We start from the raw sequence: 12,359 nt of genomic DNA, 5'->3' as shown, positions 1-12,359 counted from the left end.
GACATCCAGGAGTACGAGCATGGAAACGTCCACGGCGTCGACGTACGCCTTCGTGGAGGACCTGCGTGCGGAAGGCACCGCCGACGTCCTCGACCGCGTCCTCGGCACCTACGGCTGCGACACCCTCACCGTCGCCGCCGCCTACCACCGCGCCCGCGACGTCACCCCGCACGGTCCGGCCCGGGTCACGCTGCGCCGGGACGGTGTCCACTTCGTCCCGCCCGCCGAACTCTTCGACGGGCTGCGCCTCACCCCGCCCGTGCAGACCGGCGCCGAGGACGAGCCGCTGCGCGAGGCCCGGCGGCTGACGGCCGAACGCGGCGCCGCGCTGCACGGCTGGGCGGTCTTCCTGCACAACACCACCCTGGGCCTCGCCCACCCCGGCGTCACCCAGCAGAACTGCTTCGGCGACCGGGCCGCCCCCGCCGACCTCTGCCCCGCCCACCCCGACGTCCGCGCCTACGCCGTGGCCCTGGCCCGCTCGGTGGCCCGGCTGGGCGTGGACGCGGTGGTCGCCGAGTCCCTGCACTACGGCACCTTCGGCCACGGCTACCACCACGAGCGCAGCTTCGTGCCGCTGGAGCCGCTGGAGGAGTTCCTGCTGGGGCTGTGTTTCTGCGAGCACTGCGGGCGGCACGCCACCGGGGCGGGCGCGCACGCGGACGCGGCACGCGAGGAGGCGGCCCGGCTGGTGGCCCGGGTCCTGGACGGCGGCCGGCCGGAGCCCGGAGAGCTACCGGACTCCGTGGCGGCCTACGCCCGCACCCGGACCGATGTGGTCACCTCCCTGGCGGCCGAGGTGGCCGAGGCGGTCGCCGCCGAGGGCTCCCACCTGGTGTTCCTCGACCTCATGGGCGCGGTGAAGGGCTACGCGGACGGCCTGCCGACGGGCCCGCTCGCCGCCGACGAGGCCTGGCGCATCGGCGTCGACCCGGCGGCCGTCGGCAAGGTGGTCCCCGGGTACGCGCTCCTCGCCTACGCCCGCGACGCCGAGCGGGTCGCCGCCGACACCGCCGCCTACCGGGCCGTACTGCCGCAGCCGTGCACCCTGCGCGCGGTGCTGCGCCCGGGCGCGCCCGACACCGTCACCGCCGAGCACCTGAGAGAGCGGACCACGGCGGCCACCGGCCCGGGCCGCGCCGACGCCGTGGACTTCTACCACTACGGGCTGCTCCCGTACCCGGTGCTGGACCGCATCGCGGTGGCGCTGAAACGGTAGGCGCCTACCTTGCGTCCGCGTCCGTCAGACGTCGACGATCCGCCACCGCTCCTCGTCCGCGTTCTTCCACTGCCGGGTGACGACCTGGTAGTCCTGCGAAGGCAGCTCGTAGGCGTCGAGGAACCGGCTGTTGCTGGCCTCCTGGATCGTGTAGGTGCCGTTGGTGGACGGCAGGATGATCCAGGCCTGGGTCGCGTCGTTCTCGGCGGTGCGCGTGACGACCCGGAAGTCGTCGCCGGACCCCTGGTACGCGTCGAGGTAGCGGCCGTTGCTCTGCTGCTGGATCGTCGACAGACCGTTGCTCAGGTCGGTCAGGATCCAGTGCTGGGTGCTGTTGTTCTGGAACGGCCGGGTGACGACCCGGAAGTCCAGGCTCTCGATCTCGTGCGCGTCCAGGAACCGGTTCGTGTCCGCCTGGGTGATGGTGACGACGCGCTGGGACACGATCGTCGGCGCGGCGGCGGGCGCGGCCTCGGCGAGGCCGGCCGGGGCCAGCAGCGCGGTGGCGGCCAGCGCCGACGTCAGGGCGGCACCGCGCAGGAGTCTGCGCCCGCGGTTCCCCCGTCGCGGCCCCCTCGTCCCCGTCTCTTGCGTCCCCGTCTCGTCCATCCTTGACTCTTCCATCCCCGTGTCTCCCGTGGTCGTGGTCCTTGCGGTCACGAACGAGCGTGCCGGTCCCGTCGGCGCACGGCTTGAGTAACCGTTACTCAGCCCTGCGGACGGGCGGTCAGCGGCTCCGACCCCAGCGTCCTGGCCAGTTCACGGCGGGTCGTGACGCCGAGCTTGGCGTAGGCGCGGTGGAGGTGGTTGTCGACCGTGCGCACCGAGAGAGTGAGGGCGCGGGCGATGTCGACGCTCGCGTTGCCGACGGCCGCCAGCAGGGCCACCTCCCGCTCCCGGGCGGTGAGCGGCGCGGCGGCACCGGCGGTGGTCAGCAGCGGGGTACGCGCGCCTTCGCAGCGCGCCCCTGCCGTGGCGGCCCGGCGCGCGGCCGCCGCGGCCCGGCGGGGCTCACCGGCCCGGTGCCAGGCGGCAGCGGCGGCGGTGGCCGCCTCGGCGGCGAGCAGATCGGAGCCGACGGCCTCGCACGCGTCGGCGGCCCCCAGCAGCCGTTCGGGCCGGTCGGCCACGAGCGCCTGGGCCAACTGCGCCCGGGCGGGTGCGAGTTCCCCGTCGCAGACGCGCGCCAGCTCACCGAGCCGGTCCGCGACCCGGCGAGCGCCGCCGAGCCGGGCCACATCCGTCAGCAGCAGCGCCTCCCCGGTCACATGGCCGGTGGACCGCGCGGTGCGGGCGGCGGCGAGGAGCACCGAACGGGCCTCGCCCAGCCGTCCCGCGGCCGCCAGCAGCCATGCCTTGCCGAGGCACTCCTCGCCGGCCGACAGCAGGCCCGGCTCGGGCGTCGGCAGCGCACGGTGCTCCGCCAGCGCCGCCTTCGCCGCCTCGGGCTCGCCCTGTACGGCCGCGCAGGCGGCGACACCGGCCAGGACCAGGCGCAGGGCCATGGCGTGGTCGAAGGTGCGGGCCAGCGCCGCCGCCTCGGCCCACCAGCGGCGCGCGGTCGCCGGCCGGCCCGCCAGCCACTCCGTACGGCCGAGCAGGACCGCCAGCCACACCCGCACCACCGAGTCGGCGGCGACGAGTTCGGCGTACGCCGATTCACCCGCCCGGCGCGCCTCGGCCGGGCGGCCCGCCTCGGTGAGCGCCAAGACGAGCGGGATGCGCTGGAAGGCGGGATGCGAGGCCAGGGCGCGCTCGTCGACCCGGCGGTGCCCGGCGTGGGCGCGCTCCGCCCAGACCACGGCCTCATGGGTGCGGCCCACCAGGGCCAGCCCGGCGGGCTTCATCCAGGCGCCGCGCAGCCAGGCGTCGATGTCGGAGGCGTCGGCCACGTCCGTCTCCAGGTCCTCCAGCAGGGCCAGCCCCTGCGCGGGCAGCCCGGCGGCGATCCGGATGAACCCCTCGTTGATCTTGAGTTTGCGGCGGTCCACGGGACGCGTGATCCGCGCCAGCGCGGCGTCGTTGGCCGCGAGCGCCTCCGCCACGGGGGCGTTGCTCCACAACAGGTTCGTCGTACGGACCAGGGCGACCGCCAGCGTCTCCCGCTCGCCCTCGGCGAGCCGGTCCGCGCGGGCGAGCACGGCCTCGGCCTCCGCCCAGCGGCCCATCTCGAAGAACGCGTCGCCGAGCATCGAGCGGGTGGCGGTGGTGTGGCGGTCCTCGGGCACGGCCTGAAGGAGCGCCACCGCCCGGGCGTAGTCGTGGGCGTGGCGGGCGAGCACCGCGGCCTGGGTGAGCAGGGCGGGATCGGCGGTGCCGGTGGCGGCCAGCCGCCAGGTGGCGATCCGCAAGGGGTCGCCGCGGCGCCGCGCGCCCCGGGCCTCGGTACGGGCCGCCTGCTCCAGCAGCAGGGCCCGACGGCGCAGCACCGGCAGTTCCGCGCGCAGGACCTCGCCGTACAGCGGGTGGGCCAGGGACACGGAGGTGCGCCTGCGCTCCTGCGCGACACGGATCAGCCCGGCCCGTTCCAGGGCCGCCACCGCGTGCGGCGCGGCGACGGCCTCGGCATCGGCGAGCGGCAGCGGCTCGCACAGCGCCAGCAGCTCCAGGACGGGCCGCCCGGCGGGGCCGGCGCCCGCCAGCCGCGCGCCGATCACCTCGGCCAGTCGGGCGGTGCCGATCACCTGGGGCGGCCGTGGGGTGCCGGTCGACTCGGCCGGCCGTGGGGTGCCGGGCAGCCGGCCCTCGCGCAGCTGCCAGATCTCCCCGTCCTCGGAGAGCTCCCCGGCGGCCAGCGCGCCGAGGACGAGTTCGCGCAGATACAGCACATTGCCGCCGCTGGCGGCCGACAGCTCGTGCACCGTGTGCCGGGCGACGGGCCTGCCGAGCGCGGCCGCCAGCAGTGCGCCGACCCGCCGGGGGTCCAGCACGGCCAGATCGACCCGGCGCACCGCGTCCCCGCCGGTGAGCGCCGCGACGGCCTCGCCGTACGGCTCACCGGTGCGGACCGTGCCGATCAACCGGACCGCACCGGCGTCCATCAGCTGCCGCAGCAGCACCGCCGAGGCCGGGTCCAGCAGATGCAGGTCGTCGACGAGCAGCACCCGCTGCGGCTGCCCCCGGCCCGTGGCGAGCTGAGCGGCGACCGCGGCGAACCCCGCGACCGGGTCGCCCAGATCCACCCCGGCGGGCAGCAGATGCGCGATCGCCCCCAGCGGCACGGCACCGGCCGCGGCGGTCGCGGTGGCCCGGCCCACCCGGGACCCGTCGCCCGCGGCCCGCTCCAGACACTCCTCGGCCAGCCGCGACTTCCCGACCCCCGCCGCGCCGTACACGAGGAAGCCCCGGCACTTCCTGTCCTGCGACGCCGCGGCGAACTCCGCCAGCTCCCGCTCGCGCCCCACCAACGGCCAACGTCCGACCCGATACCGCACCACGGCTCCCCCCGGAACGACATGACACGCGTGAATACCCCGTCCAGCCAGCGTAGGAAGCCACCGCCCGCCCGCCCAACCGGCGCTCCGGGCAGCCCGCTCGGGCAGGCCAGGGCGCCCCACCGGTAGCCTGCGTGGTCATGATGCGCGCCTGGATCCTGCCGATCCTGCTGATGGCCTGCGGCTCAGCCGGTGCGACCGGACTGCTCCTCGGCGGGAGTCCCGTCCCTGCCGCGGTCTTCCTGCTGGTGTTCGCGCTGTTCGCCGGCCTGAACTCGCCGCTGGTCTTTCCCCGATCGATCGGTGCGGCGGAGGCGCGGCAGCGCAGCGCCGTCGACCACCGTCCCGTCGTCTACTGGCGGCCGGGCTGCCCGTACTGCCTGCGCCTGCGCCTCCGACTGGGCCGCAGGGCCCGCCGGTTGCACTGGGTCGACATCTGGCGCGACCCGGCCGGAGCGGCGGAGGTGCGGGCGGCCAACGACGGGAACGAGACCGTACCGACCGTCGTCGTCGCGGGCCGCCCCCACACCAACCCCGATCCCGCGTGGGTACGCGAACAGCTCACCCCTTCCGCGTGACACGGCGAGGCCGCGCACCGCTGCTCTTGCCGTGCCCGGATCGAGACAGCCGTGTGCGCCGCGCAGGCTGCCACCCGGTCCCGTACTCCACCGGCGGCCGATGTCCTGCGCGCAGTCGCCGACGGAGACGTGGAGACCGAGGCCGCAGGAGTGCAGGCACTGCCCGCTCTGCCGGTTGACGAGCCGGAAGGTCCCGTCCGACGCGCTCCGGACGGTGCACCCTCGGGAGCGGACCCGGATCCGGACCCGTCCGGCACGTTCTGCAGGGCGAGGACGGCCCCGCCCACCAGGACGGCCAGGGGGAGGGCGGCGAGCAGGACGCGTGGCGTACGCCGCTGCCGCGAAGGCAGCCCGTTCCACCAGCCGCCCGCTGACGGCGGGAGGTCACTCGGCGCTGCCGAACGGCCTGTGCCCCGCGGCGAGTCCGACGAGTTCGGCGGCGCTGGGACGCGCCTGCGGATCCCTGTCGAGACAGGCCGCGACGCCCTCGGCGAGGTCCGGCTCCAGCTCCCGCAACGGCTGCGGGTCGGGCGCCTCGTGGACGATGCGGTAGAGCACACCGTGGCCCGCCTCGTCACCGAAGGGCGGTCGGCCGCAGGCGGCGTGGGCGGGCACGTAGGCCGTGGGCAGCCGCGGTGGCCGGGCGGTGCGGTCGTCGGCGAGCAGCGGCGTGGTGAAGTCCGCGTCCTCCCCGACGGAGGCCGGCAACTGCTTGACGGCGAGAAAGCGAACCGATTTTCTCAGGTGTCCCCGGGCGATCTGATCCGACAAGTGAAGCCGAACCTATTCCGGTTGGTGGTCCGGGAGGCGGCTGTGGGGTGTCGGCGGGGGCGATTTCGGGTTCGGCGTGACCGCGATGTCGGGGTCGGCCTGGGCTTCCCGCAAGAACGGCAGGATGCCCCGCTCCAGCAAGGCTTCCCGCCAGGCGTCCCGCGCGCGGTCGACCTCGTCCCCCGGTTCGACGGACGGTCCTGCCTCAGGTCCGGGCCGGTTGCGCAGGGCGGTGAGCAGCAGCCCGACGGCGGAGACGAGGACCGCGGCTGCGGCGACGCCCGCGAACAGCCATCCGGCCGAGACGAGGGCACGGGCCGCGGCATGGCCGGGCTCGGCCGCCCGCAGGAGGTAGCCGGTCAGCAGGAAGATCACCGAGGCGGTGCCCGCGAGGACGGGGGTGAGCACGGCAGCGACGGCCATGGCGCCCGCTCCGGTGGCTTCGGCGGCATCCTGGGTGGCCGTGGCCAGCCCCACCCCGCCCGCGCCCGGCTCCCCCGAGGCGGAGCCGCTCGGTGCCGTGGTGGCGACCGGCGCGGGGCGGCGCGGTTCCTTGCGGACCCGTACATAGTGCTGGTACTCGGTGGCCGCGGCCGCCGTGATGAGTGCGGAGGCGTGGAGCGCCATGGTGCGCAGCTGTTCCGGATCGAGTCGCTGCCCCACGGGGGCGGACTCGGAGCGGTGGGCGGCGGAGCGCAGCGCCTCGTCGAGGATCCGCTCGTACTCCTGGCGGTCCTCGCCGAGCAGGTGCCGCGCAACCGTGACGGTCGAGCGCGACCCGTGTGCGGAGCCGTCCTCGTGGGTGCTGTCTCCGCGGGCGCGGGGGCCCGGCTTCTCACCCCGAGCAGGCGGGAACGCTGTGCGCGGCGGGGGAAGGGTGGCCTCGGGCGATCCTGCGAGATCCGGCCTCGGGGATGAGGGGGCCGCGGCGTCCTCGTCGCCCTGCGGGTAGGCCGCCGGGGCCGCTCGGACACCGAGGATCGAGGTCAGCAGACGACGCCCGAGGGGAAGGTGACGCTGGCGCGCGATGGCCGAAGCCCGCTCGACGGACTCGGTTCGACGGCCGGCGCCGAGGACGGCGGCGGCGATCCGTCGACTCATGGAGGGGCGCATCATGTCATGCCCTCCTCGCCGACAGCGGGCCCCTGCGGTTGCCGGCGTGCCCGGTGACTGCTGCCGAACCCGCTGCCCCGCTCGCGTGAGGGGTCCACCGGCCGGCCGTTCGCCGGTGGCTCGGGGCCTGTCGAGGTGGTCACCTGCGTCGGCACCCCGAGGTGCGCAGGAATGTCGGCGGTGGCTGCGGCCGGTCCCGGTCCGGGCTGAGAACCGCCAGGACCGCCGGTGACCGCGTCGCTCACCGACTGGACGCGTCCGAGTTGCGTCAGGATGACGGGGGCGGAGATACCGACGACGACCGCCGCGTAGGCGCCGCTGACCTGGCCCGTAGTGCCGAACAACACCGCTGCGCCGGCGCCCATCGCGCTGTGGACGACCGCGGCGACAGGGTCGGCGACGGGGTCGAAGTAGTCCCGGAAGACCGGCAGTTCGGCCGTGTTGCCGTTCGGTGTCTGCCGGTGGCCACGGCGGGCGGCCTGCCAGTCCAGAAACCGGGCGTAGACATCGAGAAGCGTACGGAGTGCGCCTCCTGCCGCACCGAGCAGGATCAGCGTGGGCACATCCACAGTCTCTCCCGATGAGACGGAACGTGGCGCGGGGCGCCGGCAGTTCGAACCCGCGGACAAATCACCGAGCGCGACCAGTGCATCACACTTCCTGCCGTACATGCAGCGGATCGGGCGTGCGGTAGGTTGCCCGCCGTGATCGGACTGGGACCCGTCGACTGGCCACCTGCCCCGATGCGGACCGAACGGCTTGTGCTCCGTGCGTCCGAGGCTCGCGACCGTACGGCGTTCATCGAGCTCTTCGCTTCTCCGGAGGTGGGCACCTACGTCGGCGGCCCCCGGCCTCGTGACGAACTCGAACGCGCGATGCCCGGGGTGCCCGGGCGGCGCCCTGGGTGTTTTGTGATCGATCTCGACGGGGCGATGGTCGGGATGGTCACGCTCGATCGGCGCGGTGCGGAGCGTCCGGGGCACGTCCGTCCGGAGGGCGGGGAGGCCGAACTCGGCTACCTGTTCCTGCCGGAAGCGTGGGGACGCGGGTACGCCGCCGAGGCGTGCGCCCGGATACTCGACTGGTTCGCCGACGTTCTTCCCGGCGAGCCGGTGGTGCTCTGCACCCAGACCGCCAACGCCCGCGCGATGCGCCTTGCGGCGAAGCTGGGGTTCACGGAGGCCGAACGGTTCGAGGAGTACGGCGCCGAGCAGTGGTTCGGCCGCAGGGAGAGGTCGTGATGCGGGAGGGCAGGAGTCGTAGCAGGATCGGCATGTTCGTCCCTCCCGCGCCGTGGCGCACACCGCGCGCGATCTGGTGGTGCAGGGGGGCGGGGGGGCGGCGATGAGGGGAGCGGACGGGGCTTGTACCTGCGTTTGCGGACGACACCGATCTGAGGGCCGGAGTGCCTTTCCTGGATCAGGACGACATCGACTCGGTCGGTCTGCCGTGGAGGCCGAGACCGACGGGGCCGCGCCCTTGGTCTTCGTTCATGTGACCGTGGAGCGGACTTCCAGGTGGCGGCGCCCCGCGAGGCTCCGCCCGTGTCATCGCCGTACGGTGACGCGCAGGGGCGCCCGGAAGGACAGCAGGTCGAGCATCGGGGGCTCGTCGGTTCCTGCCTCGCCGGTGCTTCCGGCCTCTCTCGTCCCTCCTTGCCCTTCGTGCCGCCCCGCTTCGGGGAGTCGACGGGCCGCCACACGCAGGGCGATGGCCGCCTCCGTGCGGGCCAGGGACGCCCCAGGGCAGCGATGGCGGCCGGCGCCGAACGCGAGATGGTGACGGATGTTCGGCCGGTGTGGGCACATCCGCGCCGGGTCGGCGAAGACCTCCGGGTCGGATCCGCTGCCCAGGAGCATCAGCAGGAGTTGCGCTCCCTCGGGGAGGCTCACTCCGCCCAGTTCGACCGGTCGGGCGGTGACCCGGCGCCAGGTGGTGACGGGCGGTTCACGGCGCAGCACCTCCTCCGTCCACGCCTCGGCCAGCCCCGTCTCGTGGGGCAGGAGCCGCCAGAGGCCTGCCTCGGTGAGCCCCCTCCGCAGCACCGTGGCGATGAGCTGGCCGGTCGTGGACTGGCCCGCGATGAACACGAAGAAGCACGCGGCCACGGCGGTACGGGCGTCCAGTGGCTCGCCGTCGGGCAGGCGGTGGCGGGCCAGCGCCCCGACGAGCGAGTCGGGCGGATGACCGCCGTCGCCCACCGTGGCGCTCAGCCACCGGTGGAACTCGCCGACGAGCTCAGCCAGTTCGCGCTGCCGCTCGGGCGTGGGACGGCCCCAGAACAGTTCCAGCGAGGCGTCGCTCCAGCGGATCAGCGTCGCCGGGGCGATCCCCTGGATGCCGAGGAGCTCCATGAGCACCCGGCAGGGCAGAACCTGCGCGAAGGAGGTGAACAGGTCGCAGCCGCCGGTGGCGTCGAGTTCGGACCGTGCGGAGTCCAGCAGTTCGTCGGCGAGGCGCTCGATGGTCGGGACGGCCGCGGCGACGCGTTCCGCGTGGAAGAACCGGGTCACCAGGCGTCGTAGTCCCGTATGGCTCGGACCGCCGTTGTTGGCGAGCGCGGGCGGGAGCGCGAAGCCGGCCCGGGCGAGTGCGCGCAGCGCCCCGACCGGTAGCGGGGTGACCGCGTGGAGGGCGTTGTCCGGGTGGAACCCGGCCGGGTCGAGCAGCACCCGGCGGATGTCGTCGTAGCGGCTGACCAGCCACAACCCGGTGGCCGGGTCGTGGTGCACGGGGGACTCGGAACGCAGGGCGTCCAGCCAGGGGTACGGGTCCCGGACGAACCCGTCGCCGAACAGGTCGAGCAGACCGAGCGGGTCACCGGGGCCGGTCGCCCCGCGGCGGGACCCCGGGTCGGCCCAGGCGATCGCGCCGCCGACTGCGCTGCTGTCCAGAGCCGGGGAATTCACGGGCCGGACGCTAACACGCCGGACCACGGCCCCTGGGGCGGCTGTGCGCAGGGTCACTCGATCATGTGGCGGAGACGGTACGGCCGTATCCCGTCGCGCGCCGTATTCACGTCAGTCCCACCGGGGCATCGGCAGGACGGACGCTCCCCGACCGGGCGGTACATCAAAAGTGGGTCACGGGTTCTGCGGGGCTGCGGCGCGGGTGAACCCGTGGCTCCGCTCCACCTTCGCCACATGCAGGGTGTAGCTCTCGTACCACTCGGCTCGCCCGCGCTTCTGCGCCGCGCGGTGCTCGGCGTTGCTCCGCCACTCCGTGAGGGCGTCGGCGTCTCGGAAGTACCCGACGGTGATGCCCAGCCCGCCGGGAGTCTGGGCGTGGTCCATCCCCAGGAACCCGGGAACCTCCTTCACGAGGTCCTCCATACGTGCGTTGGTCTCGGGGTAGCCGCCCTGTTCCTGGGTACGCACCGTGGTGAACACGGCCACGTAGTAAGGGGGTTCGAAAGCCTCGACGGGCGTGACAGGTGCTTCGGGGTTGTCGCTCATGGCGTCACCTTAGGGCAGGGTGTGCGCCCGACGGGCGGCGATGCGCGAGGGGTTGGTCCATCGCCCGCGACACCGGCCGCAGCCCGGTCGTCCTCGCCGCCGTGAGCCGGAACAGGCCGTCGAGGCACTCTGGGATGCGGGCCCGGGCCGCAGACGTCCACGCGCGCGCGTGGCGCAGGCACTGAGAGGTGTGGACAACGGTGTGTCGGCGATGCCGGCGTCGGACCGGGCGGTCGCGACCTGCGTCGAACTCGGCCGCCGCCGACGGCGTCGTCCACGCCGGCAGTCCCGACGGCACCCTGTACGTCGTGAACGCCCGTACCGGCAGCCGGCGCTGGACGTACCGCATCGGGAAGGTCGTGGGGCCCCCGACGGCAATTTCCACGCCGTGCGGGCTTGGGCGCGGCGGAGGGACGAGGCTTCTCGCGTCCTGGCGAGGAGGCGTCTCAGGCGCTGATCCGGCCGTGGACGAGGACCGGAACGTAGCCGCCGAGCCGGGCGCTGGGGATGCGTACCTCGAAGGTGCTCTTCCAGGTCCACACCGGCACGACGTAGTGGTCCCCCTCCTTCCTGATGGCGCCGTTGACGGCGACGATGTGCTCGCCTTCGGGTTCCGGGCGGCCCCAGAGCGGGGCGGGCGCGGTCGGCGGGGCGGAGAAGGTGCGCTCCGACGCGCTACCGTAGGCCTTGGCCCAGTCGCCGAAGCTGCGGATGAGCGCGTAGACGTACGGCTTGGTACCGGCCAGTTGCGCGTTCGCGACGTCGACCGCCCGCTGCGGAGCGGAGGCGGCGATCGGCGTGATGGTGGCGGTGGGCGCCCCGGCGACGTTCAGCAGGAGCGCGCGCAGCCCGTCGGAATCGAGTCCGAGGTCGCCCTGGTCGCGGAGGGACGATTCGCTGGCGTGCACGTCGACGGCCACCTGGAGGGGGCCCGCGGCGGTACGGAGGATGCGCAGGCGCCGGTCACCGCCCGCGGCCTTGAAGCTCAGTTCCCAGTGGTCGCCCGGCACCTTGGTCTCGATCTTCGCGGTGGGCAGGTCGATGGTGAAACCGGCGACCGAGCCCAGCCGCCAGCCCTTGATCCTCAGGTCGAAGCTCAGCTCGGCGTCGAGCACGCCCGCGTTCAGGGTGGCGATGTGCTCGGGGTCGAGCGTGAAGGCGTCCAGGAAGGGGTCCTTCGCGTTGAACAGTGCGGCGATCTCCTGCGAGAACAGCGTCTGGGCCTCGTACATCTCCGGTGAGCGGAGCTTCAGCAGTTTGCCCAGGCTCCGCGCCAGCACGAAGTCCAGGTCGAACAGAGGCTCGTACGCCTGGGTCGTGTGGGCCGCTTTGGCGTCACGCTGATCCAGACGCCGCTTGAGGAGTACGTCAGGCCCGGTGGCGATTCCGTTGAAGTCCGTGCCCGCGTAGACGGCACGCAGGAGTTCCACGAACCGGGCCCGGTCGTGCTGGAGGAAGCTGCGGAGCACGGCGGCCATGCCGCAGGTGCCGTACTGGTACTGGTTGACGGCGTCCGGGTTGCCGAGGAGCGTCTCGGCTCGCGCCCTGTCCGGCCCGGTGAACGACGGCTGTGCTGTGGCCAGGTCGTTGACCGCCTGCTTGGCCTCTGCGATTTCCATGCGTGATTCCCCCATTCTTCGCGCCGCCGACGGCGGCCCCGATGGCGAGTTTGGCGGATAGGGCGCAAAACGGAACAGTCGCTTTAAGGTCATGATTATGGTCATTATTCAGCTTTTTCGGAAACCAGTTCTGGTGCGGAATGGGTGAGCGGAGCCCGTGATTTCATGCG

At 73.8% G+C, this 12,359-nt stretch carries 11 protein-coding genes; 3 read left to right on the top strand and 8 right to left on the bottom strand.

The annotated features are described in order from the left end of the window. The first annotated feature begins 19 nt into the window (after positions 1-19). Positions 20-1,219: a hypothetical protein gene (locus ACYQ8Q_RS01520; protein WP_460061029.1), complete on the top strand. Its 1,200-nt coding sequence runs from the start codon at positions 20-22 to the stop codon at positions 1,217-1,219. A gap of 24 nt (positions 1,220-1,243) precedes the next feature. Here ACYQ8Q_RS01520 and ACYQ8Q_RS01515 read toward each other — a convergent pair whose 3' ends face one another. Further along, the gene (locus ACYQ8Q_RS01515) at positions 1,244-1,843 is read right to left on the bottom strand and encodes an RICIN domain-containing protein (protein ID WP_460061027.1); all 600 of its coding nucleotides are present in this window, start codon (positions 1,841-1,843) and stop codon (positions 1,244-1,246) included. Between the two features lie 83 nt (positions 1,844-1,926). Continuing rightward, on the bottom strand, positions 1,927-4,623 hold the full coding sequence (locus ACYQ8Q_RS01510; RefSeq protein WP_460061025.1) for a LuxR C-terminal-related transcriptional regulator: 2,697 nt from the start codon (positions 4,621-4,623) through the stop codon (positions 1,927-1,929). Positions 4,624-4,793: 170 nt separating this feature from the next. Between ACYQ8Q_RS01510 and ACYQ8Q_RS01505 the strand changes: the two genes are divergently transcribed. Continuing rightward, positions 4,794-5,231: a glutaredoxin domain-containing protein gene (locus ACYQ8Q_RS01505; RefSeq protein ID WP_460061022.1), complete on the top strand. Its 438-nt coding sequence runs from the start codon at positions 4,794-4,796 to the stop codon at positions 5,229-5,231. A gap of 384 nt (positions 5,232-5,615) precedes the next feature. On the opposite strand, the gene ACYQ8Q_RS01500 is transcribed toward ACYQ8Q_RS01505, so the two are convergent. From ACYQ8Q_RS01500 to ACYQ8Q_RS01490, 3 genes are read right to left on the bottom strand one after another with little or no spacing between them, the layout of a single operon-like run. Then, positions 5,616-6,002 carry a hypothetical protein gene (locus tag ACYQ8Q_RS01500; protein ID WP_460061020.1) on the bottom strand — a complete coding sequence of 129 codons (387 nt, stop codon included), beginning with the start codon at positions 6,000-6,002 and terminating at the stop codon, positions 5,616-5,618. Between the two features lie 12 nt (positions 6,003-6,014). Further along, entirely contained in the window at positions 6,015-7,118 is a 1,104-nt protein-coding gene (locus ACYQ8Q_RS01495) for a hypothetical protein (RefSeq protein WP_460061019.1), read from the bottom strand. Further along, entirely contained in the window at positions 7,115-7,678 is a 564-nt protein-coding gene (locus ACYQ8Q_RS01490) for a hypothetical protein (protein WP_460061016.1), read from the bottom strand. Before ACYQ8Q_RS01490 ends, ACYQ8Q_RS01495 begins: the two co-directional genes overlap by 4 nt. Positions 7,679-7,819: 141 nt before the next feature. On the opposite strand from ACYQ8Q_RS01490, the gene ACYQ8Q_RS01485 reads away from it, so the two are divergent. Next, a complete protein-coding gene (locus ACYQ8Q_RS01485) occupies positions 7,820-8,356 on the top strand; it encodes a GNAT family N-acetyltransferase (RefSeq protein WP_460061014.1) in 537 nt (178 codons plus the stop codon). A 306-nt stretch (positions 8,357-8,662) separates the two neighbouring features. Here the strand turns inward: ACYQ8Q_RS01485 and ACYQ8Q_RS01480 are convergent, their stop codons facing one another. The 3 genes from ACYQ8Q_RS01480 to ACYQ8Q_RS01470 form a co-directional block, all read right to left on the bottom strand. Next, positions 8,663-10,024 carry a cytochrome P450 gene (locus tag ACYQ8Q_RS01480; protein ID WP_460061010.1) on the bottom strand — a complete coding sequence of 454 codons (1,362 nt, stop codon included), beginning with the start codon at positions 10,022-10,024 and terminating at the stop codon, positions 8,663-8,665. A gap of 174 nt (positions 10,025-10,198) precedes the next feature. Beyond that, complete coding sequence (locus ACYQ8Q_RS01475) at positions 10,199-10,570, bottom strand: antibiotic biosynthesis monooxygenase family protein (RefSeq protein ID WP_460061007.1); 372 nt, start codon at positions 10,568-10,570, stop codon at positions 10,199-10,201. A gap of 446 nt (positions 10,571-11,016) precedes the next feature. Beyond that, the gene (locus tag ACYQ8Q_RS01470; protein ID WP_460061005.1) at positions 11,017-12,189 is read right to left on the bottom strand and encodes a hypothetical protein; all 1,173 of its coding nucleotides are present in this window, start codon (positions 12,187-12,189) and stop codon (positions 11,017-11,019) included. Positions 12,190-12,359 lie beyond the last annotated feature (170 nt).

This window comes from Streptomyces sp. YKOK-I1 (assembly GCF_054660435.1).
The sequence above is the reverse complement of the archived record's forward strand: the minus strand, read 5'-3'. Positions and strand labels throughout refer to the sequence as shown.

What these genes read in the sequence shown, in the direction of transcription:
- ACYQ8Q_RS01520 (WP_460061029.1), top strand. Translation starts at nt 20, where the DNA reads ATGGAAACGTCCACGGCGTCGACGTACGCCTTCGTGGAGGACCTGCGT.
- ACYQ8Q_RS01515 (WP_460061027.1), bottom strand. Translation starts at nt 1,843, where the DNA reads ATGGAAGAGTCAAGGATGGACGAGACGGGGACGCAAGAGACGGGGACG.
- ACYQ8Q_RS01505 (WP_460061022.1), top strand. Translation starts at nt 4,794, where the DNA reads ATGATGCGCGCCTGGATCCTGCCGATCCTGCTGATGGCCTGCGGCTCA.
- ACYQ8Q_RS01495 (WP_460061019.1), bottom strand. Translation starts at nt 7,118, where the DNA reads ATGATGCGCCCCTCCATGAGTCGACGGATCGCCGCCGCCGTCCTCGGC.
- ACYQ8Q_RS01475 (WP_460061007.1), bottom strand. Translation starts at nt 10,570, where the DNA reads ATGAGCGACAACCCCGAAGCACCTGTCACGCCCGTCGAGGCTTTCGAA.
- ACYQ8Q_RS01470 (WP_460061005.1), bottom strand. Translation starts at nt 12,189, where the DNA reads ATGGAAATCGCAGAGGCCAAGCAGGCGGTCAACGACCTGGCCACAGCA.